The organism is Salmonella sp. SA14318, assembly GCF_029866905.1.
Lineage (GTDB): Bacteria > Pseudomonadota > Gammaproteobacteria > Enterobacterales > Enterobacteriaceae > Salmonella > Salmonella enterica.
This window is the reverse complement of the sequence record NZ_CP123282.1, coordinates 1775932-1798736: the sequence shown is the minus strand read 5'-3', so window position 1 is coordinate 1798736 and position 22805 is coordinate 1775932. Positions and strand designations below refer to the sequence as shown.

The window sequence follows — 22805 nt, the reverse complement described above, 5'->3', positions numbered from 1 at the left end:
ATTCATTACTCCAGATATCCAGAATGTTTCTCCAGGCGAATAATATCATCCTCCGCAAGATAGGTGCCAGATTGAATTTCTATTAGTTCTAATGGAATAGTCGCGGGGTTTTTTAACGTATGAACTGTATTAGCAGGTATAAATGTTGATTCATTCTCCGAAATTGTAAAAATTTCTTCCCCCTTAGTAATACAAGCAGTACCAGATACCACTATCCAATGCTCAGCACGATGGAGATGCATCTGAGCAGCAAACTTCGCGCCTGGTTTAACAGTTATTCTTTTAACTAAATAATTATCGCCACTATGAATTACGCTAAATTTTCCCCACGGTCGGAAAACCTCTAAATGTTTTTTATGTTCGTTTCTATTATTAGCTTTTAAATAATCAACAACTTTTTTAACATCCTGGACTGAATCTTTATCAGATACTAATAAGGCATCTGCTGTCTGCACGATAACTAAATTACTTACTCCGATTGTACTAATAAACGATTTTTCAGAATAGATATAATTATCTTTACTATTATATGCAAAAATATCGCCATGTAATACATTACGTTGTGGATCTTTCTTAGAAATATCCCACAGTGAAGACCATGACCCCACATCTGACCAGCCGGCATTCATCGGTACGACAACTGCATGCCTAGTATGTTCCATTACCGCATAATCGATAGAATCACTAGGGCACATTGCGAATGCTTCTTTATCAATACGGATAAAATCAAGATCAGGATTAATACTCCCTACCGCATTTTCACATGCTTGGTAAATATCGGGGGACAGATCCTTTAATTCTTGTAAGTAACTACTTGCACGAAATAGGAACATACCGCTGTTCCAATAATATTTCTCTGATTCTACATAATGACGCGCTGTATCGAAATCAGGCTTCTCTACAAATTCGGCTACAGAAAAAGCATCTTCCCCGATTGCTTCACCTCTACAAATATAACCGTAGCCAGTTTCGGCCTGTGTGGGTACAATACCAAACGTTACTAGCTTACCTTGTGTTGCAAAAAATTCAGCGTGATTGATAGCTTTAAGAAACACTTTCTCATCGCGGATGACATGATCCGCAGCAAGGACAAGCAAAAGCGGGTCTTCATCGACGACATTCTGAAGTGAACAAAAAGCGGCCAGCGCTATAGCTGGGGCTGTATTACGCCCCACTGGCTCTAATATGATGTTATTTGCTAGTTTATTTATAGCTCGAAGTTGTTCAGCGACAAGGAAGCGGTGACTATCATTACAAATGACTAAAGGTTCTCCAGCCAAAAGAGGAGTCAATCTTTTAATGGTGTTTTGCAGCATAGATAATTCACCATCTACGCTTAAAAACTGTTTCGGATGCTCTTCACGTGAAAGTGGCCACAAACGGCTACCAATCCCACCGGCCATTATTACTGGTATTAATTTAGACATTCAATAAACCATAATTAACGTTTAATAATCTGTTCTGTTTTGAAAAGATTCCACTTTTCATTAACAAAGTTCTTAAATTCTTGTTCAAATCTTGATCGAGAAAATTTTTCTGCATTTTTTCTACAAGCCTGAGATGTAAAAAATGATGCATTTTTTTCAAATTCACTAACAGCTTCATGCAAAGAAGCAATATTCTGTTCCTTGAAGAAAATGCCAGTCGGTTCCTCTACACCTAGTGGGCGAACGGTTTCTAAGGCCCCACCCTTCCCAAAGGCGATAACAGGGGTACCGCAAGCTTGAGCTTCGACAGGTATTATTCCAAAGTCCTCTTCCGCTGCAAAAACAAACGCCCTGGCGCTCTGCATATACTCTTTTAAAACAGGAAAAGATTGATAACCGAGCAATTTTATATTGTCTGTAGCCTTGCTCTTTATTTTTTTCATCTCCGGTCCATCACCAATAACTACTAATTTCTTTTCCGGCATTTTACTAAAGGCTTCGACAATAAGATCAATACGTTTGTAGGGTACCATACGGGATGCTGTGAAATAATAGTCTTGCTTTTCATTTTTTACTTCAAAATTATCCACATCTACAGGCGGATATATAACTGAAGCCTCACGTCTGTATACTTTTTTAATTCTACGCGCGATATATTGAGAATTAGCTATAAAATGATCAACCCCATTTGCGGTTCGAGAATCCCAAATTCGTATTTTGTGAAGAAGCCATTTTGCTAACCAACCTTTAATTCCTTTATTCAGGTTAGACTCATTAAGGTACTGATGCTGTAAATCCCACGCATATCGAATAGGAGAATGAACATAGCTAATGTGAAGCTGATCTGGTCCGGAAATAATACCTTTTGCAACGGAATGGGCGCTACTAATGATGATATTAGCATCTGATAAATCAAGTTGTTCAATAGCCAGTGGCATTAGTGGTAAATATTTCTGGTAAAATTTTTTAGCTTTAGGTAAATTTTGAATAAATGTGGTAGTCGCATATTTCCCCAGAAAATGTCTTCTTTGTTCATCCGTTAGAAAATCAACCACCGAATATAACTTCGCTTCAGGAAAAACATGCAGGATGGCAGATGATACCTGTTCGGAGCCTGCATAACTTAATAACCACTCATGAACGAGAGATATTTTTATTTCATTTATTTCCATCACATGCCTCTGTCAGTACCATTTCAATCTCACTAACCACGTTTTGCCAATTGAACCTCTTTGCCCGCAAAAGCCCCTTTTGGATTAAATGCTTACGAAGTTCAGAATCATTAATTAACCTCGAAATTCCTTTAGTAATAGCATCTTCCGAAAGAGGGTCGACAAGAATCGCTGCATCTCCAGCCACCTCTGGCAATGATGAAGTTAGAGAAGTTAATACAGGAATACCACAGGCCATGCCCTCCACTACAGGTAATCCAAAACCTTCATATAAAGAAGGGAAAACTAATCCTAACGAGCCCTTATATAACGATGGTAAATCTTTTTCAGACACGAACCCAAAGAACTTTACACGTTCACTTAAACCATGTTGTATTATTAGTTTTTCTAAATCATTACAAGGATTACCAGTAAAAACGAGTTTTATTGATGGATCAATATCTGCTTTGGCAAAGGCAGATATAACACACTTCTCATTCTTATGAGTTTTTCTGTTTCCTACACATAGCAAATATTTATAGCCTAAATTCAATGGTTTTACATCGGCATTAAATAGACTAGATACCCCATTATATACCGTGACTATTTTATTAGGGTTTACACCTGACCATGCTACTATTCTTTCTTTTGAAAAATTCGAAACTGTAAATATTTTATATGCTTTTCTACAACCGCGCTTTATTATAAAATTATAAAATAACCTCTTAAAAAGAGATGAATTATCATTTAAATCCAGATGATTTAGATCATGTATTGTTATTATGAACTTTTTCGAACAAAAAAGTGGTGGAATATAGCCAGGAAGAAAAACCACATCAGTTTTCTTTCGCAGAAAAATATTGACTGCTAAACCTAATGGGGCCAGCGGAGAAGCACATTTTCTATATAGTTCCTCCTTAGATATATCACATAGTAGTTTAGAAATTTCATCAGTAAAACGTCCAATCCCCCCTTTATTAGACCAACTGATATCCATCAAAACCTTTTTATTATTCATTATCGCGTGCACCGTCTATTTGTTAATTTTAAAAATGGAATCAAAGCTAAAACTGTCCAATAATATATAGAAAAAGTTGATGACGAAGGTGCTGAACTTAACGCTGCACTTATAAAATATATACTTCCAAAGAGAAAATATAATCTATAGTGCATATTGCTACAATGACTGCCATATATTCTATTTAGTAAAGTTGAAGAATAAAATTGACTTGCCAGATAAATAATATTTATGATTAAGCCAATAATACCAGTCTCAAGGGCGATCCAGAAAAAATAATTATCCGTATTTAACCTATTATCTTTTACCGAAAGCATGTTTCCTGAACCTTGAGTACCCAGACCTATACCTGATGGATGTTCTGACAGGAAGTTTAATGAATTAATTGCCATATCTATCCGTCCCTGTGTAGATCCACGCGATGCCTGAGACGAATCTGTAAACCTGCCGATCAAAATTTCTGTATAGTTGTCAAAAATATTAGTAGAAATTGCTAAAACGGGTATAATTATTACAAATAAAGTTATTCCACAAAGAAGCATCTTCCGATTTGAAATTATATAAAGTGCGTAAATAAGCACAGCAACAAGTATTGCTCCTCTAGTAAGACTCATGCAGATCGCTATAAATAGCACAAAACTAATAATAAGCATCAATAATCTTTTATATCCTTGGGAAAAACACTCCATACATAACAAAACACCTAATGTGAGCATATATCCAAAATTGAGAGCATCACTAAAACCGCCTGTAGCCCGGACCATCCCATCATAGCTATTAATTAAGTTTAATTGTTCTCCTGCATAATGCTCATCATATCCGAGCAATTTAATGAACTCTCCATTCATTAGTACATCAATAATAGATATTGTCGCAACCATAAACATTAGAAAAATTATGTAGCAAACTATTTTTTCAATATTTAAGGATTGCGGGTATGATACTTTTAAAATCACTAATGCTATGAAAACTGCCGGGAATAAAATATAACTCCGCCCCCCCATAATTGCTTGAATTTTATCCGGTGAGAATATAGTTAACGCTATTACCCATAGTATTACCGCCGACCATGAAAAAATAGTAAAAACCAACGGGAAATAAGTTTTTTTCCTATCAATGACAAATCGAACTAGCACTAACGCCACAAAAAATACATTGAGTACATCCCTTAGGATTGCTCCTGGTGGAAATGGCAGCATACCCACCATCCACGAACTAATATATGGAGAAAATAAGTTAACGCCTAATATCGCAGCAAGAAGTATATTCATAACATTTTTTGAAAGTGGAGGTTAAATACCAAGACGCGGAGTACCGCCTTTTTTGCTACGAATGTATTTAATTAAAGCATCATAGCCCCTCCGTTTTAGTACATACCCTAAAAAGGCATGCACATAGAAAAGCTTTTCATTTGAAAATCCCATTTTCCGAAATTTATTTATCATTTTAATATAAGTATAAAGAGGCAAGTCGAGTTGATCTCGAATATAAGGATAAAAATAGTTCGCTAAGTCTTTTCTAATTCCAGCATAAACGCCATCAATTTTTGTTGTATCTTCTATATATTTTGCAATTAGCAACAAGCCTTCAACCATATGTATACGGCCCTCTGGTTTATACCCCCCCGGGGTGAAAACTCCTTTTTCAGTTCCAGCGTTACCAAAGTCAGGAGCCTCTGTATCCCTCGACAATGTCATCACGTCGCTAAAATAGTATCCCTGACCTTCAGCCATTAGCATACCAGCAAGGTACATTTGATAATATAAACGCCCATCAAATAAATCACTCGATAGTTTTTTTGCTTTTTCAGCATTGACAATAAAGCCTGAAATAACTCCAACTCTACGGAAGAAAAATTTAATAGCATCAGCCCCCGGCTGAAATAAAGTATCGTCTGTTAAATGACGAACAGTATCACATAACTCATTCGGATTTTCCTTAAACCAACCATACGCTCGCGTAGCCAATACAATTTCAGGATTAGCCTTCAAAACTTTCACTATTTTTGATAACGCTCCATCTGCTAATAGATCATCGTTGCCCATGATCATGCAATATTTACCTGTCGTCAAACTAATGCATTTTTTTAAATTCTTATCATAGCCTAAATTATCTTCATTGAAATTAACATAAAGATTATGTTTATTATTTTTTGCTTTATAGTTTTCGATAATAGAGTTTATCTCATCTCTTTGTGGAGATTTATCTTCACAAACAATGACCTCAAAATCATTATTCTTTAAACAATAATCTTGATTATATATGCTATCCAGTAGTGGCTCTAAAAACTCAGCTCTATTATAAGACGGTATACAAATACTGATAAAAACATTCATTTTAAAATACCTTTATTACTTTAGCAGGAACCCCACCAATTAAACATGGCTTATCGACTTTTAAATCCTTGACGACTGAATTAGCTGCGATTACACAGCCATCACAAATTTCACTACCAGCCAGAATTACTGCATTATCTCCAATCCAGCAGCAATTACCTATTTTAATAGGAGCAATATCACCTAATGGCTTATTTGCTGGCGGTTCTATTTTCGGACTGCATACTTTATAACTGCCATGGCTATGATCGCCTATATAAACTTTGCTACCAATTAATATATCGTTTCCTAAAATTAAACATGATACGCAAGAAATATGAACATTATCACTTAAACATATACGATCACCTATGTACAAATAAGGTTCAAATTTTTCATCACCATAATTATATACAGCTTCAATCCAGCAGTTATCACCAACCCGCATACTACCCCATTTGGAAGAGGTGTTATTTTTTGCAGAGTAAGGTTTGACATTCAATTTAAAATTCTTCCCAACCATTTTAAAATCATATCCGCTAAGCAGAACAAGAAACTTCGCTTTTAATTTCCGCCTAACTTTACTCAATAATGATATGATAAGATTTAGTTTTAATCTTAAAATATAGACAAGCATTAGATAGTCCTATAAGTCGTTTTCAGCAAACCACCTTGAATAATTTTTATTTATGCATTAAAACCGTCTTTATAATATATTTTATTTTTCTAAATAAAGGCACAGTTTTAGGGTATAGATAGAAAAACCTAAGCCCATATTTATATATAATTAAATCTATAAATGCACTATCGCAATCTCTTAAATAATTATTTGTAGCAAAATTTTTGGTTTTATCTTCGTCGCCTATGAAGTTAAGTAAGAATAAACATGCTGATGCGCGAACTCTCTTACTTACACGGTGGTCTCTGGGATAAAAAACATCAAAGATTGTCGCAAGATTATTAGAAAAAACCTTATATAAATGATATCCACCTGAATTATCTGGCTCAGCCTCAATTATATTATTATGGATAACTGCGAACTCTCCACCCTGTTTAAGTAATGGCAATTGCCATGTTAAATGCATAAGATATTTTCCAGTAGTTTGCGGACTGAAAATACCAACGGCTTTGACAATTGCATCAGTTTTCTTACATATCATTCCAGAAATAAACGTGAACATAACTTTCACGTCTGAAATAAAATCTACATCATTTGTGTAGAATGACGTCCTCACATCAGCATTATAATTTAACTCAGTCTTTGCTGCTGAGTTTACATACACCATATCTAATGCAGGCCGGGACTTTAATATCGAAAAAACCTTCGAAATACCATTTTTGACTATTAGATCATCATCGCCAATCATCCAAAGATATTTTCCATTTGATAACTCAAAACATTTCTGGAAGTTACCATCCATTCCTAAGTTTTCTTCATTTAGATGATAAGTACTATTTCTTATTTTATCTAAGCCACTCTTGGCTATTCTTGCTGTTTCATCTGTTGAAGCATTATCACAAACAATAACCTCGAGTTCATCATGACAATAGTTCTCCTGTTGAATTATACTATCAAGTAAACGAGCCAAACATGAAGAGCGGTTATATGTCGGAATAGCAATAGTAAGAAGAGGTTTTTTACTCATAAGAACTCTTGAATTTTTTAAAGATTATATAAGTTTGAGGAACAAAATATAACCACGTTAGTGCTGCATACATTAACATGTAGAACCTCGAGTACTCTAAATATGCAACAAACAACATTGTAGTTATAGTCAAGAGAGCCATTATACATGATGCCAATGTCATTTTTTCAGTTTTATGCGCTCTTATATAGGTTGCAAAGCAAGCTACAATGTGATTACCAATAATTGCTAAAGATAAAAAGAAAAAATCCTGCAATCCCAAAAACCGCTCGCCAATGTTTGAACCAGATAATTTCAATAACCATAATGAAATGTATACACCAGTTAACCCTGTCAAGACAAAAAAGGATGATTGCATTACTGCACTTTTGAACGATTTACTCAGTTCCGCAAGTTGTTTGTTGGAAACCATTACTCCCCATTTTGGATATTTAGTGGATATCCAAGCCAGGCCCGTAGCCATTACCATATTGCATAATGTTAAAGACATCCCTAACTGCCCTGCATATATAGCCCCGAAATATTTGAATGCAATGGGGGTCATAACAAAATAAATAAAATACCCTGACATCCAACTTAGAGCAATTCGCCATTGCATAGGAAATATTTCATTAACCCATGAAATACCACCTTCAGTATATTTATTTTTATACCTTAAAGATTGCAGGAAAATTTTTTTAAAATACTTATATGAAAATATGGAGAAGATGATAGTCCCTGAAATAGCTATTGCAGACGTAGCATATAGTCCAAAGCCACTAATAAGTAAGCTTACTGCCAATATACCAGCTAACAGCGACTGATACATTCTCATTTTATTCACATCAGTAATTAACCCACTCCCTTCAGCGACAGAAAGTACAGAAACAAGAAAAATATTAAAAGCTGTAACTATTGTTAATAATAACCATGCCCCTTGCCAAGGTACACCTAAGCCTTCTTTTTGCGTAAAAAAAACATACCCGATGGGACCGACTATTAATATTATTAGCAAAGCTATTACTGCATACCATTTTATTGCCAACCGAAATAACGATAGGTAACGTTGCTTATTTTTACTTTCACCTATAATATCTCGTTCAGAATAATCATATTTTAACGCTGACATTTCGTGGCTAGCGAATTGAATGATTACCGTTGATAGCCCCAATTCAAATATTATCTGTAGTGCCACTACTGAATTAAATGTATAATAATAGCCCTGTGCGTCTTTAGATAAATGGTGTGATATTAACATTATTAACAGCAAACCCGTTAATACAGATATTATCTTACCAAAAATAACATAACGAATTGCTTTATCTACACCTAACATTCTAATAATACGATTCATTAATCTTTCATACTCAACATTTTTTTCACACCCTTCTCAATAGAAAACTCGGCACTCCAACCTAATTGAGTCAAGAAAGAGGTATTTGCATGTGACTCCATAATCTCATCATCACGCATCGCAACTGCACCATAATTTATCTTACTACTACTATGCGTTTCTTTTTTTATTATCTCAAACACTTCTTTTAGCTCTATCGATTTTCCAGTCCCCACCTCGACATCATAGTGTCCAGCGTTAAAACCCTCCTTTAAAATTTTCAAATAGGCCGAAACAACATCGTCTATATAAATAAAATCTCTTTTCTGCCTGGCGATCGTACAATCAATATCTTCATTGTTTTTCATTTTTTTGATAATATACGGGATTATTTTACCTGCTTTATCCCTCTCACCGTAAACATGTTCTAAACGTAAATTTATAAAACAAACGTCTGGATGTTCCTCTACGTATATTTTTGATAGTTCTACAAAATGTCTTTTAGATGCCATGTAAGAACGCATATACCCATAGTGCTTCTCATATTTCCCAAAAAAAGAGTCAGTAGAAATAAAGAATTTAGTTTTAAGCGCTGGCATTAACTCAAGCAGTCTTGTTGGTAATAGGACATTACATTTATATTGTTCAGATATAGGGGTTCTGTTTCGACCATAGTCTGTTGCAATATGGACAATCGCATGAATATTCATAGATGATTGACATATTTTTTCTATATCTTGTATATTCAACCATTCAATCAAGGTATTGATAATCGTTGGCTCGGTTATAGGACGCTTTAATGCAATAATACTATAACCTTCCTTTATGAGACTATGTAGTAGATGGGTACCTACAAAGCTAGTAGCGCCAGTCATTAGGATTTTCTTATTCACATCAAGCATCCTATTCTAAAAATTAGAAATTTAAACCAAAAAATTCTTCAAACTTACTTACGACATAATCTAAATGCTCTGTAGTCAAGCCTGGATAAATACCAATCCAGAACGTTTGATTCATTATACGGTCGGTATTTGTCAACTCACCCACTACACGATATTTCACATTAGCAAAATACGGTTGGCGAATCAGATTTCCAGCAAACAGTAAACGTGTACCGATTTTTGCTTCATCAAGGAATTTCACCAGTTCGACACGGTTAACACCGCTAGTTTCTTTCAGGGTGATAGGGAAGCCAAACCAGGATGGGTCTGATTTCTCTGTTGCTTCTGGTAATTCGAGGAATTCAGTGCAAGATTGCAAACCCTGTTTCAAATAGGAAAAGTTAGCTTTACGCTGCTCTACAAACTCTTCCACGCGTTCTAACTGAGCCAGACCACATGCTGCCTGCATGTCCGTGATTTTGAGATTATATCCGAGGTGGGAATAAGTATATTTGTGATCATAGCCTTGAGGAAGTGACCCCAATTGCTGACCAAAACGTTTACCGCAGGTGTTATCGCATCCTGGCGCACAATAACAATCCCGGCCCCAGTCACGGAACGACTCAATAATTTTCTTCAGTTCACCTGACCTGGTGAATACAGCACCACCTTCACCCATTGTGATATGGTGAGCCGGATAAAAACTAACGGTTCCGATGTCACCAAAGGTACCTACCATCTGGCCTTCATAAGTCGTCCCAAGGGCATCACAGCAGTCTTCAATCAACCATAAGTTATATTTATCGGCAATCCGACGAACTTCACTCAGGTTAAATGCATTACCGAGTGTATGAGCGATCATTATCGCTTTTGATTTCTCAGTAACTGCAGCTTCAATGAGAGAGGCATCGATATTATATGTCGGGATATCAACATCCACGAATACCGGTATTAAACCATTCTGGATCGCCGGGTTAACTGTAGTCGGGAAGCCAGCAGCGACAGTAATAACCTCATCACCAGGTTTGAGAGCACGCTCGCCTAATTTTGGGGAAGTCAGCGCAGTCAGTGCCAGCAAGTTTGCCGAAGAGCCAGATGTAGTCGTTAAAACATGAGGAACCCCAATAAATTCCCCAAGTTTTTTCTCAAAGGCATCATTGAAACGACCAGTAGTTAGCCATCCATCAAGAGACGCCTCAACCATCAATTGTAACTCTTTGGCACCAATAACCTTCCCGGAAGGAGGCACAACGCTTGTACCTGCAACAAAAGGTTTCGGGCTCAATGCCTCATTCGCATACTGAGCGACAAGCTGAGAAATTTGCTCACGCAGGTTATTTGCTGTCATTACTTTGATTCCTTAAACTTATTTTCTTAACGAGTAGTTGCAGACATATAGTCGCTGATTTCACGCTTTGAACAAATCAACATATCTTCGCCGCGAATCCATGCTTTATGCCATTTTACGATGCGACCAAGTGTTTCAGTCAATCCCCAACGCGGATGCCATCCTAATTGCATATTTGCTTTAGAGCAATCCAGTTTCAGATAATGTGCCTCATGAGGATGATTCTCACCATCCAGTAACCAGCTTGCATCATCACCCCAAAGCGTGACCATCTTGTCAACAATAAATTCGACCGTCTTCGCATCTTCATCACGCGGGCCGAAATTCCATCCTTCAGAAAACTTAACACCTTCTGTATATAAGCGTTGCGCCACCACAATGTAACCAGAAAGAGGCTCCAGTACATGCTGCCATGGACGGATAGAATATGGGTTTCGAATAATAACCTGCTGGTTATTTTCAAATGAGCGCAGAATATCGGGAATTAAACGGTCTTTAGCCCAATCGCCTCCGCCTATGACATTACCAGCCCTCACAGACGCCAAACCAACGCCATGTTGCTCATAATTTGCAGGATTGAAGAATGAGTTCCGGAATGCAGACGCGACTAATTCTGCACAACCTTTACTATTAGAGTATGGATCGTACCCTCCCATGGGTTCGTTCTCACGATAGCCCCACACCCACTCACGATTGTCGTAGCACTTATCACTGGTGATATTTACGACTGCCTTTATGTTACCTACTTGCTTAACTGCTTCAAGCAAATGGACAGTACCCATAACATTTGTTGAGTATGTTTCGATTGGCTGTTCATAAGATAGGCGCACTAAAGGCTGGGCTGCCATATGGAAAACAATTTCTGGCTTAAATTCTGCAATAGAATTGCGCAGCTTTTCAAAATCACGAATATCGCCAATATGAGATTCCATAAGATCATTAAGATGCACTATCTCAAATAAACTTGGAACAGTTGGCGCATCAAGTGCATAGCCTTTTACAATTGCACCCATTTCAGTCAGCCATAGCGAAAGCCAGCTTCCTTTAAAGCCAGTATGGCCGGTAACGAATACACGTTTACCTTGCCAAAAATTCTTATCAATCATCTACTTACTCCCAGGTTTTCCACGGAGCTTTACCTTTTTCCCACAGCCCTTCGAGGTAAACTTTATCACGTAGGGTATCCATCGGCTGCCAGAAACCTGGGTGTTCAAAAGCCATTAACTCCCCCTGTTGTGCCAATGTCATTAATGGCTCTTGTTCCCAGGTTGTTGCATCGTTATCGATGAGATCGATAACCGATGGATTCAACACAAAGAAACCACCATTGATCATTGCCCCATCGCCTTTCGGTTTTTCCTGGAATGACCGGACCTGACCAGCTTGGATATCTAATGCGCCAAAGCGTCCAGGTGGAAAAGTAGCTGTTAAAGTCGCTTTCTTACCGTGAGCCTTATGGAAATCGATAGTCGCTTTGATATCAAGGTCGGCAACGCCATCACCATAAGTAAACAGGAAAGCCTCGTCATCTTTTACGTATTCAGCAACACGTTTCAGACGACCACCAGTCATTGAAGAATCACCCGTATCAACCAATGTGACATTCCATGGTTCAACACGTTTGTGGTGAACTTCCATACGGTTTTCAGCCATATGGAATGTTACATCTGACATGTGAAGGAAGTAGTTCGCAAAATATTCTTTAATCACATATCCTTTATAACCACAGCAGATAATAAAATCCTTGATACCATGCACAGAATACATTTTCATAATGTGCCAAAGAATAGGCTTGCCACCAATTTCTACCATCGGTTTTGGTTTTACAATTGTTTCTTCACTTAGTCTGGTACCAAGTCCACCAGCCAGGATGACCGCTTTCATAAATTACCCTCAATATTATTTAGATGCAGTAAATGCATCAGAATAGAAATGTTCTACAGAGAGATTTTTCATCATAAAGTCCTTTTTACTGGCATCGATCATCACAGGTGAACCACATGCATATATATCGAAGAACTCTAGAGAATCAAAATCATCCATCACGGCATGATGGACAAATCCCTTTCTCCCCCCCCATTCGGCGTCATCACCAGAAACAACAGGGATATAATGAACGTTCTCATGCTGTTCACTCCACTGCTGCGGTAATGCAGAGTAAAAATCTTTACTATCTTGCATTCCCCAGTAAATGTAGATCTCACGACGACATTTTCCCTGAATGAGATGCTCAACCATTGATTTAACTGGAGCGAATCCAGTACCGCCTGCAAGGAAGATTATAGGTCTGTCACTTTCGCGAATAAAAAATGTTCCGCAAGGCCCTTCAATGCGCATAAGAGTATTTTCTTGTAACTCCCCAAAAATGAGCGAACTCATCTGACCATTGGGAACATTCCTTACATGCAACTCAATACCATTCGACTCATCACTATTAGCGATAGAATAACTGCGAGTTACACCTTTATAATGTAAATTGACATACTGTCCTGGAAGGAAGCCAATTTTTGCTGTTGGTGGTGTGCGTAACTTCAAAGTCATAACATCGCCTGAAACCAGTACAGCACTATCTACCTTGCATGGGACAATTTTTTTTGTCTGCCCAGCTAGTTCAGGAAAAAAATGCGCATTTAGCTCAAGGGCGGTTTTAGGTTTACAGCAGCAGGTTAGTATTTTATCACCCTGTCCAAAAATATTACCTTTGGAGTCAACAACTTCTCCCGCCAACAAATCGGACTCACAGATACCACAATCACCCGCTTTGCAGCTATGTTCAAGATGGATGCCAGCCGATAGCGCAGCATCGAGGATTGATTCATCCTCTCTACCGGAAAATTCAATATTTGATGGAAAAATCTTAATAATATGAGACACGATGCTTACTCTGTTAACAAGGCTTGATGCAGTAAAGGTGCTGCAGCATCTTTTGCTGAAAGCTCAGGCAGCTGAGAAAAAGGCCATTCAATACCTATTGTCTCATCATTCCATAGAATGCTACCTTCCGATGAAGGTGAATAATAATTAGTTGCTTTGTACAAAAACTCTGCATAATCACTGAGAGTAACAAAACCATGAGCAAAACCTTCTGGAATCCAAAGCTGTCGCTTATTCTCAGCAGATAGATTTACGCCAACCCACTGACCAAAAGTAGGCGACTCTTTTCGGATATCGACCGCAACATCAAAAACCTCACCGACAGCACAACGAACTAACTTACCCTGTGCATTTGCTCCTCTCTGAAAATGCAGCCCTCTGAGTACGTTCTTTTTGGATTTTGAATGATTATCTTGAACAAATGTAATTTTACGTCCAATCAACTTTTCAAAGGTCTGCTGGTTATAACTTTCAAAAAAGAATCCCCTCTCATCACCAAAAACTTTAGGCTCTAAGATCAAGACATCTGGTATTGCTGTTTTAATCACAATCATCACTTATAAACCTTTCACCATCGTCAGCAAATATTTGCCATAATCATTTTTTAATAATGGCCCAGCCAGTTCTATAACCTGTTGTGCATTTATAAAATTTTTACGAAATGCGATCTCTTCCGGGCAGGACACTTTTAGCCCCTGGCGTTCTTCGATGGTTGCAATAAAATTACTGGCCTCTATCAAACTCTGATGCGTCCCTGTATCCAGCCAGGCATAACCGCGCCCCATCATAGCGACAGACAATCTTCCCTGATCCATATAGATACGGTTAATATCCGTGATTTCTAACTCACCGCGAGCGGAAGGCTTAAGATTTTTCGCCATCTCCACCACGCTATTATCATAAAAATACAGCCCCGTTACCGCGTAATTACTCTTCGGTTGTAACGGTTTTTCTTCCAGACTAACGGCTGTACCATTTTGATCAAACTCAACCACACCGTAGCGCTCTGGATCGTTTACATGATAAGCAAAGACGGTAGCACCACTTTCTTTATTAACGGCAGCTTCCATTAACTTTGGTAAATCATGACCATAGAAGATATTGTCACCCAGTACTAATGCACAATCATCATTACCAATGAACTCTTCACCAATAATAAACGCCTGTGCTAAGCCATCCGGGCTTGGCTGTACTTTATATTGAAGATTCAGCCCCCACTGGCTGCCGTCTCCCAGCAGTTGTTGAAAACGCGGCGTGTCCTGTGGCGTACTGATGATCAGGATATCCCGAATGCCTGCCAGCATAAGCGTGGAAAGGGGATAGTAAATCATCGGTTTATCATAAATTGGTAGCAATTGCTTACTTACCGCCATGGTCACCGGATAAAGACGGGTGCCGGAGCCCCCCGCTAAAATAATGCCCTTACGCGTTTTCATTTCCATTTCTCATTCATAGAAAATGCCCTGATGGGCATTTAAATTTATCAGATGGTTGTCGTCGTAAACATTTCAGTCAGCATGCGCTTAACTCCTAATTCCCATTGCGGCAGAATAAGGTCAAAATTACGCTGAAACTTTTCAGTATTGAGACGCGAATTTCCAGGTCTGCTCGCCGGCGTCGGGTAGGCGCTGGTCGGCACAGCATTAAGCTCAGTAAGCGCAAGTGTTATCCCTGCCTTACGCGCCTCGTCAAAGACTAAGGCCGCGTAGTCATGCCAGGTTGTGGTTCCCCCGGCAACCAGATGGTAAAGACCTGCGACTTCTGGTTTATTTAACGCCACACGGATCGCATGGGCCGTGCAGTCAGCCAGTAATTCCGCACCGGTTGGCGCACCGTACTGATCGTTAATGACTGAAAGTGTCTGACGCTCTTTCGCCAGACGAAGCATTGTCTTTGCGAAATTATTGCCCTTACCTGCATAAACCCAACTGGTGCGGAAGATAAGGTGCTTAGGGCAGTTATCCTGCAGGGCCTTTTCTCCCGCCAGTTTGGTTTTGCCATAGACATTCAGCGGCGACGTAGCGTCCGTTTCCTGCCATGGGATATCGCCGGTACCAGGAAATACATAATCGGTTGAATAATGCACTACCCATGCGCCAGTTTCGTTGGCCGCTTTAGCGATGGCTTCCACACTGGTGGCGTTAAGTAACTGCGCCAGTTCTGGTTCAGACTCTGCTTTATCTACTGCAGTATGTGCGGCTGCGTTAACAATCACATCGGGACGAAGCTTACGAACGGTTTCGGCAACGCCTTTCGGATTGCTAAAATCACCGCAAAACTCTTTTGAATGGACATCCAGGGCAATCAGATTCCCCACTGGTGCCAGAGAACGTTGCAACTCCCAGCCTACTTGCCCTGTCTTACCAAAAAGTAAGATATTCATTACTGGCGTCCTTCATAGTTCTGTTCTATCCAACTCTGATACGCCCCACTTTTAACATTGTTTACCCATTGAGTATTTGCAAGGTACCATTCCACTGTTTTACGAATACCGCTTTCAAAGGTCTCCAGCGGTTTCCAGCCTAATTCGCGGCTAATTTTACCTGCATCAATGGCATAACGACGATCATGGCCCGGACGATCGGCGACATAAGTGATTTGTTCACGATAAGAAGTCGCTTTGGGTACAATTTCATCCAGCAGATCACAGATGGTAAATACCACATCGAGATTTTTCTTCTCATTGTGGCCACCAATGTTATAAGTCTCCCCTGCCTTGCCTTCAGTCACTACCATATGAAGCGCGCGAGCATGATCTTCTACATATAGCCAATCGCGAATCTGATCCCCTTTGCCATAAATTGGCAAAGACTTTCCTTCCAGCGCATTCAAAATGACCAGTGGAATCAGTTTTTCAGGGAAGTGATAAGGGCCATAGTTATTAGAACAATTGGTAACGATCGTTGGTAGACCATAGGTACGCCGCCAGGCACGGACTAAATGATCGCTGGATGCTTTTGACGCAGAATAGGGGCTACTTGGCGCATATGCCGTCGTTTCAGTAAATAACGGCAGCGTAACGCTGTTTTCAACCTCATCAGGATGCGGTAAATCGCCGTAAACTTCATCAGTGGAAATATGATGAAAACGAAAATTATTTTTTTTATCTTCGCCAAGTGCAGACCAGTATTTACGCGCAACTTCAAGAAGTACATAGGTGCCGACGATATTGGTTTCAATAAATGCTGCCGGCCCGGTAATCGAACGGTCCACATGACTTTCCGCAGCCAAATGCATCACCGCGTCCGGCTGGTACTGCTCAAAAATACGCGTTATTTCAGCGGAATCACAAATATCCGCGTGTTCAAAATTGTAGCGATTACTTTCAGAAATATCAGAAAGGGATTCAAGATTACCGGCGTAGGTTAATTTATCAATATTAACTACAGTGTCCAGTGTATTCTTAATAATATGGCGAACAACAGCTGATCCAATAAAACCTGCCCCACCAGTAATAAGTATCTTCACTTTTCTATTCCATAAGGCGTATTTAATGTGGTATTTAATTTGCCAATAAAAATTAATTGCTCAAGTCGTTACACACGCTACCGCCCCTGGCTCATCAGCTACCAGTGCACTGCGTACATATCGACTTGTTACAAACCTCGCCCAGCAGGGCAAAGCTCACTAAAACTTAAACGCTAATTGTCTTATTAATTGCATCCGGAAACAAGGATTAATCTTATAAAATCAGCATTAAAATGCTCCAGATAACCCCTTGTTACTTAAGCCCTTTATACAAAACTAAAACGGCAGTCAACACTCGTTTCAGCCAACTTGCCGCTTCGAATGTTCACTGCCGTTATTATGTTTATCACCAACCATTTATCACGGTTGTTAATACTTATTCATGCAAAAGCTGCTCTATGCTCTTACGGAACTTGGCTCCTTCTTTCAGGTTGCGCAGCCCGTACTTCACAAATGCCTGCATGTAGCCCATTTTTTTACCGCAGTCATAGCTGTCACCCGTCATTAGCATCGCGTCAACCGACTGTTTTTTCGCCAGTTCAGCAATAGCATCGGTGAGCTGGATGCGGCCCCAGGCGCCCGGTTCGGTTCTTTCCAGTTCCGCCCAGATGTCGGCTGAAAGCACATAACGGCCTACCGCCATCAAATCGGAATCCAGCGTCTGCGGCTGATCCGGTTTTTCGATAAACTCCACAATCCGGCTGACTTTGCCTTCATTATCCAGAGGTTCTTTCGTCTGGATAACGGAATACTCCGATAAATCACCTTTCATGCGCTTCGCCAGCACCTGGCTGCGACCCGTTTCATTGAAACGCGCCACCATCGCCGCAAGGTTATAGCGCAGCGGATCGGCGGTAGCATCATCAATAATAATATCCGGGAGTACCACAATGAAAGGGTTATCGCCCACGACCGGACGCGCGCACAGAATAGAGTGCCCCAGCCCTAACGGCTGTGCCTGGCGAACGTTCATAATCGTCACGCCCGGTGGGCAGATAGATTGCACTTCCGCCAAAAGCTGACGCTTAACGCGCTGTTCAAGAAGTGATTCAAGTTCATAAGAGGTGTCGAAGTGGTTCTCAACGGCGTTTTTGGACGCGTGAGTCACCAGTACGATTTCTTTGATCCCTGCAGCCACAATCTCATCGACAATGTACTGAATCATTGGCTTGTCGACGATCGGTAGCATCTCTTTTGGGATTGCCTTGGTGGCAGGCAACATATGCATACCCAAACCCGCTACCGGTATAACTGCTTTCAAATTCATCATTGTTTCTTCCACCTGTAAAATGGTTGCTGAATTATAGCTCTTTAGCTTGTTTTCGCCAGCATGAATTACTCTGCTGCCAGGGATAATGATGGCACGCTCTACATTACGTCTTAGTCGGCACCATAACATTAAGTATGAACAACTTTTTCCCAGGAATTTTCGTAAAAATAACGGTACTTACCCTCCCCGCTTCGGCAGCGAAAAATTCACTGCTTCGACATTCACGGTTTGGTGATTAATCCTGTCGATATCCACGGAACTCTGCCCGTTTTCATTGATGGCATGAACATTAGCGAGGGAAAGCAGCGTGTCCTGGCGGGCCATAAATTGACCACGGACATCTTTACGCAAATCGAAATGCATTTTTAACGCCGGGCCAATCGCTGAAGTTTGCATCACGTTGATATTGCGCAGAAAGAGGTGCTGCGGTTGATTATGCAGTTCCAGCGTAGCACGCGTCATCCGTACGTTGGTGATAGCGACAAACGAAGGAGCGTTGCCGGAGGAAATTTGAATGCCGCGTAATTTATAAGCAACCTGGCGATTATCCAACCGAATAGCGTTTAATTTAAAGTTTTGCGGAATTGACAGGTATTTTCCTTTAACAACGCCATAGCCGATAAGCATCCCGGCACTATTCGTCATATCAATATTATCAATGACGAAATTATCACAGCCATAAATTGCGATCGTTGCGTTATCAATACCCGCCTTTTTACTGAAATCGGGCGTGATGTTTTTGGCTTTGACATTGCGAATGACGAAATGTTTGCCATTTTCTACGTGCACCAGCTGTCGGCAATCAGATCCGGTAATATTGGCCACCACAAAGTTTTTTACTGCCTGATCTTCAGGATAACTGTTGTCATAGGTGCTACCCGCCAGCCCGATGCCGATCCCCCAGTTGATTTTGCCATTGGTACAATCAATGCGTTCGATGACATGATCGGAAATCAGGATGTCGCGGTCGTGAATCGCGACATTCCACTCAATGGCGTCCCCCTGCAAATCGCTAAAGCGGCTATGCGTAATCCGCGCGCCGTCCATTTGGTTATGAAATCCCTGGCGGAGAATGGCGTAGTTGGCGTGGGTAACGGTGATGTCATCGATAATGAGATTACGCATCACCTGCGGTTCCTTACCGCCGATGAAAATTTGCGCGACGGGGCCAAAGCCGCTCATCGTCACGCCTTTAATCACACAGTCCGACCCGCGAACATCCAGCGTCACATTGTGCAGACTGCCGCCCTGCTCCCCCACCACCTGACACCCGTCCTGCAAAATAAACCGTCCCCGGCCATTCCCACGAACCGCGCCCTGTACCCGCAGCGTTTTTCCCGCCGGAATCGTTATCGCCGCATTGATATTTTCACACACCCATCCTGGCGGTACGACCACGGTCTGTCCGTCGGCGAAGGCCTGTTTGAACGAGGCGATACCGTCATCCGCCGGATAATCCTTAATATCGACGGTCTGGCGAGGTTCACGCGCCTGTACCGGCAAGGCGCGCAGAAAAGGAAGAACAGCAAGCGCAGAACCTGCCGTCAGGAGAGTACGTCGGGAGAATTTAGTCGCGGGCATACCACCTCGTTTATATCGTTTGTAGCAGGCAGGCTAACTGGCGATTAATCACCTGCTGATTAAAATCTTGCGCCACTTTTTCACGGGCGCGCGTGATCACCGACTCCAGCGTGTCGTGGTCAATCCGGCTGAACTCAGCGAGTCGGGCCGCCAGCGCCTGCGCATCGTTTTCCGGCACCAGCCAGCCGGATTTGCCGGCCTCCACCAGTTCCGGAATACCGCTATGCACGGTAGATACCACGGGAATCCCTACCGCCATCGCCTCCATCAGCGCTACCGGAATACCTTCCATATCGCCATCCGTGCCGGTAATCGACGGCAGCAAAAAAACATCGGCGTCATCCAGCATCGCCTTCACTTCATGGCTCGGTTTAAACCCCGGCATCTCAATGACATCCTCTAGCTGATACTGCTCGATGAGCGTGCGCAGCCGACGTTCCCACGGGCCAATCCCCAGAATGCGGTAGCGAAACACCACGCCCTGTGCTTTCAGTTGCCGACAGGCTTCAATCGCCACATGCAGGCCTTTTTTTTCTGTCAGGCGCGCGACGGAAATCATCTCCAGCGGCATCCCTGGCGCTTTCACCGAACGATGGGTAAAACGCGTCATGTCGACGCCCATGCGCGAAACGGCAATCTTTTCCGGCGGACAGCCCATACTTTTCAGGCGACCGGCCCACAGTTCGCTGATGGGCAGCATCAGATCGCCACGACGAAACAACTGCTGATACTCCGGCGTGTAATGACTGAGCACTTCGCGGCTGGAAATATCAATCCCGTGGAAAATAGTCGCTATTTTGCCGCGAAGCACGCCCAGTTCGCGTAGTTTGGCCGCCGTCACGCCCGCCGGACCAAAGTGTGCGATAAACACATCCGCCACAAAAGGCTGGCTCACCTGCGCGCAAATCGCGGAAAGGATCAAATTGCGTGATTCATCGCCATAGTGGGTAAAATTGAGCGCTTTCCAGGTCGCCGCCCGATGCAGCCCCGGCAGCGTTTTACATGCCCGGTAGCGCAGTTTCGCCAGCCGTCCCTGTGGCTCATCCTGTAACCAGCGGGTTTTCGCCGCCAGGCCATACTTCTCCCAGGCGGCGTGAGTATGTTGGGTATCGCCTTTTTGTAACGCGACAATCTCCACCTCATGGCCCATATCAATAAACGCAGTAATCTGATTCAGCACAAAGGTTTCCGATGAGAGTGGAAATTTCAGCAGAAAAAAGCTGACTTTCATTGCGCCTCCCGAATTCTGTCGAGAACAGATTTGATCATCGTGAACCCTTTCGCCCGCTCCTCGGTGACGGCGTTAGCCACTTTTGCCTTTAGCGCAGGCAATTGATTGAGCGTATCGGCCACCACGCTTTGTAATGAACCGTTCAGCAAGTGACGGATATCGATGGCCAATTCCGCCAGGCCTAGCTGCTGCATAATCCCGGCGGATTTATGTTCATAATTAATGGCGATGGCGGGTGTGCCAAAATTCATGGAGATAATGGCGGAATGCAGGCGCGTCCCGATGGTCAGTACGCAGGATGCGAGGATCTTTCCGATTTCCACGTCATTGAGTTCGTCCATCGCGATATGGAAATGCTCTGAGTCGTTTACATACTTCGCCATCCGTAACGCAACCATCCGGTCATCGCGGTTATAGCGATCGATACTGGTGCAGGTCGACAGCGCCAGTACCTGATAACCGTCCGCAATCAGGCGATTCACGACCTGGGCAAATGCCTGCTCATAGGCCTGCTGAGTGGTGCCCAGGCGTTTATCAAACGGCTCCAGATCGCGCAACGTAATCGCGACGGTTTTGCGGCGCGCGGTGACGTCCAGCCAGTGCTGCACAGCATAACTGGCAACAAACTCGTCGTGACGGCGTTCGACTAACCAGGCAGTATCCACCCCCTGCTCCACTTTCCGGGTATCGATCTGCGCGGCGGTCATCAGATCGCGGCTGACGGTTTCACGCAGGATCAGCGCACTGGTGCGCCCAAAAACATAATTGGCGAGCTGGTTAAAGTCAGGATTCTGGAAAGGGCCGACGCTATGTCCCACCATATAAATTGGTTTGTTCGCCATAAACGCGCACAGCGGATATTCAAAGTGAGTCAAACCGTATAAGTCGACATAGTTTGAACCGCCCACCTGAATGACGGCGTCATACTGCGCAATAAATTGCGCGAATTCGGCAAATTCCGGCGCGATAGCAAAATTACGCAGCGATCCTTCCTGGGCGACTTTAGACAATAAAATTTTATGCTGAAAACGACGGCGTAATACTTTTTTCACCCGACCGTTAAGCCCTGCCGCCGCCTGCTGTTTCTGGCTTAACTGATACAGCGGGTCGGCAATAATCGGGCGCCCCTGCAACCAGGCGGAACTCACCGGGAAACGGCTCATCACATCCATCTCCGCCTCTGGCGCCTGTTGACGGATGGCATCAAGCAAACCGCGCATAATGGCGCTATCACCACGGTTGCCGCATGTGTGGTTGCCTAAAATTAATAATTTCATAAATAG

20 protein-coding genes and 1 pseudogene are annotated in these 22805 nt (G+C 41.8%); all 21 read right to left on the bottom strand.

The window, feature by feature from the left end:
• Positions 1 to 5: 5 nt before the first annotated feature.
• On the bottom strand, positions 6 to 1427 hold the full coding sequence (locus tag QEN32_RS08380) for a mannose-1-phosphate guanylyltransferase/mannose-6-phosphate isomerase (protein ID WP_024798623.1): 1422 nt from the start codon (positions 1425 to 1427) through the stop codon (positions 6 to 8).
• Between the two features lie 14 nt (positions 1428 to 1441).
• Positions 1442 to 2599 carry a glycosyltransferase family 4 protein gene (locus QEN32_RS08375; RefSeq protein WP_265322289.1) on the bottom strand — a complete coding sequence of 386 codons (1158 nt, stop codon included), beginning with the start codon at positions 2597 to 2599 and terminating at the stop codon, positions 1442 to 1444.
• Complete coding sequence (locus QEN32_RS08370; RefSeq protein ID WP_001060530.1) at positions 2586 to 3596, bottom strand: glycosyltransferase family 1 protein; 1011 nt, start codon at positions 3594 to 3596, stop codon at positions 2586 to 2588. Before QEN32_RS08370 ends, QEN32_RS08375 begins: the two co-directional genes overlap by 14 nt.
• Entirely contained in the window at positions 3596 to 4795 is a 1200-nt protein-coding gene (locus QEN32_RS08365; RefSeq protein WP_024797755.1) for an O-antigen polymerase, read from the bottom strand. Before QEN32_RS08365 ends, QEN32_RS08370 begins: the two co-directional genes overlap by 1 nt.
• Positions 4796 to 4888: 93 nt before the next feature.
• Positions 4889 to 5932, bottom strand: a complete 1044-nt coding sequence (locus QEN32_RS08360; RefSeq protein WP_061376593.1) for a glycosyltransferase family A protein — start codon at positions 5930 to 5932, stop codon at positions 4889 to 4891.
• Between the two features lies 1 nt (position 5933).
• The gene (locus tag QEN32_RS08355) at positions 5934 to 6548 is read right to left on the bottom strand and encodes a DapH/DapD/GlmU-related protein (protein WP_024797753.1); all 615 of its coding nucleotides are present in this window, start codon (positions 6546 to 6548) and stop codon (positions 5934 to 5936) included.
• Between the two features lie 46 nt (positions 6549 to 6594).
• The gene (locus QEN32_RS08350; RefSeq protein ID WP_265322288.1) at positions 6595 to 7557 is read right to left on the bottom strand and encodes a glycosyltransferase family A protein; all 963 of its coding nucleotides are present in this window, start codon (positions 7555 to 7557) and stop codon (positions 6595 to 6597) included.
• Positions 7550 to 8890, bottom strand: coding sequence for a hypothetical protein (locus QEN32_RS08345; protein ID WP_001079813.1), 1341 nt, complete (start codon positions 8888 to 8890; stop codon positions 7550 to 7552). Before QEN32_RS08345 ends, QEN32_RS08350 begins: the two co-directional genes overlap by 8 nt.
• Positions 8890 to 9771 carry a CDP-abequose synthase gene (gene rfbJ / locus QEN32_RS08340; protein ID WP_000887842.1) on the bottom strand — a complete coding sequence of 294 codons (882 nt, stop codon included), beginning with the start codon at positions 9769 to 9771 and terminating at the stop codon, positions 8890 to 8892. The genes QEN32_RS08345 and rfbJ overlap by 1 nt, the downstream gene beginning before the upstream one ends.
• Before the next feature lie 13 nt (positions 9772 to 9784).
• Positions 9785 to 11098, bottom strand: a complete 1314-nt coding sequence (gene rfbH, locus QEN32_RS08335; protein ID WP_000126351.1) for a lipopolysaccharide biosynthesis protein RfbH — start codon at positions 11096 to 11098, stop codon at positions 9785 to 9787.
• A 26-nt stretch (positions 11099 to 11124) separates the two neighbouring features.
• Positions 11125 to 12204 carry a CDP-glucose 4,6-dehydratase gene (gene rfbG, locus QEN32_RS08330; RefSeq protein WP_265322287.1) on the bottom strand — a complete coding sequence of 360 codons (1080 nt, stop codon included), beginning with the start codon at positions 12202 to 12204 and terminating at the stop codon, positions 11125 to 11127.
• Between the two features lie 4 nt (positions 12205 to 12208).
• The gene (gene rfbF, locus QEN32_RS08325) at positions 12209 to 12982 is read right to left on the bottom strand and encodes a glucose-1-phosphate cytidylyltransferase (protein ID WP_000648783.1); all 774 of its coding nucleotides are present in this window, start codon (positions 12980 to 12982) and stop codon (positions 12209 to 12211) included.
• Positions 12979 to 13972, bottom strand: a pseudogene (locus tag QEN32_RS08320) (CDP-6-deoxy-delta-3,4-glucoseen reductase). Before QEN32_RS08320 ends, rfbF begins: the two are co-directional and overlap by 4 nt.
• Before the next feature lie 5 nt (positions 13973 to 13977).
• Positions 13978 to 14529, bottom strand: coding sequence for a dTDP-4-dehydrorhamnose 3,5-epimerase (rfbC, locus tag QEN32_RS08315; protein WP_077914013.1), 552 nt, complete (start codon positions 14527 to 14529; stop codon positions 13978 to 13980).
• On the bottom strand, positions 14530 to 15408 hold the full coding sequence (rfbA, locus tag QEN32_RS08310) for a glucose-1-phosphate thymidylyltransferase RfbA (RefSeq protein ID WP_126523980.1): 879 nt from the start codon (positions 15406 to 15408) through the stop codon (positions 14530 to 14532).
• Between the two features lie 47 nt (positions 15409 to 15455).
• Positions 15456 to 16355 carry a dTDP-4-dehydrorhamnose reductase gene (gene rfbD, locus QEN32_RS08305; RefSeq protein WP_001023662.1) on the bottom strand — a complete coding sequence of 300 codons (900 nt, stop codon included), beginning with the start codon at positions 16353 to 16355 and terminating at the stop codon, positions 15456 to 15458.
• Positions 16355 to 17440, bottom strand: coding sequence for a dTDP-glucose 4,6-dehydratase (rfbB, locus tag QEN32_RS08300; RefSeq protein ID WP_080197992.1), 1086 nt, complete (start codon positions 17438 to 17440; stop codon positions 16355 to 16357). Before rfbB ends, rfbD begins: the two co-directional genes overlap by 1 nt.
• A gap of 376 nt (positions 17441 to 17816) precedes the next feature.
• Positions 17817 to 18710, bottom strand: coding sequence for a GalU regulator GalF (gene galF, locus QEN32_RS08295; RefSeq protein WP_000981469.1), 894 nt, complete (start codon positions 18708 to 18710; stop codon positions 17817 to 17819).
• Between the two features lie 177 nt (positions 18711 to 18887).
• The gene (wcaM, locus tag QEN32_RS08290; RefSeq protein WP_080250359.1) at positions 18888 to 20291 is read right to left on the bottom strand and encodes a colanic acid biosynthesis protein WcaM; all 1404 of its coding nucleotides are present in this window, start codon (positions 20289 to 20291) and stop codon (positions 18888 to 18890) included.
• Positions 20292 to 20301: 10 nt separating this feature from the next.
• The gene (wcaL, locus tag QEN32_RS08285; protein WP_133322643.1) at positions 20302 to 21522 is read right to left on the bottom strand and encodes a colanic acid biosynthesis glycosyltransferase WcaL; all 1221 of its coding nucleotides are present in this window, start codon (positions 21520 to 21522) and stop codon (positions 20302 to 20304) included.
• Positions 21519 to 22799: a colanic acid biosynthesis pyruvyl transferase WcaK gene (gene wcaK, locus QEN32_RS08280; protein ID WP_000770901.1), complete on the bottom strand. Its 1281-nt coding sequence runs from the start codon at positions 22797 to 22799 to the stop codon at positions 21519 to 21521. The genes wcaL and wcaK overlap by 4 nt, the downstream gene beginning before the upstream one ends.
• Between the last annotated feature and the right edge of the window lie 6 nt (positions 22800 to 22805).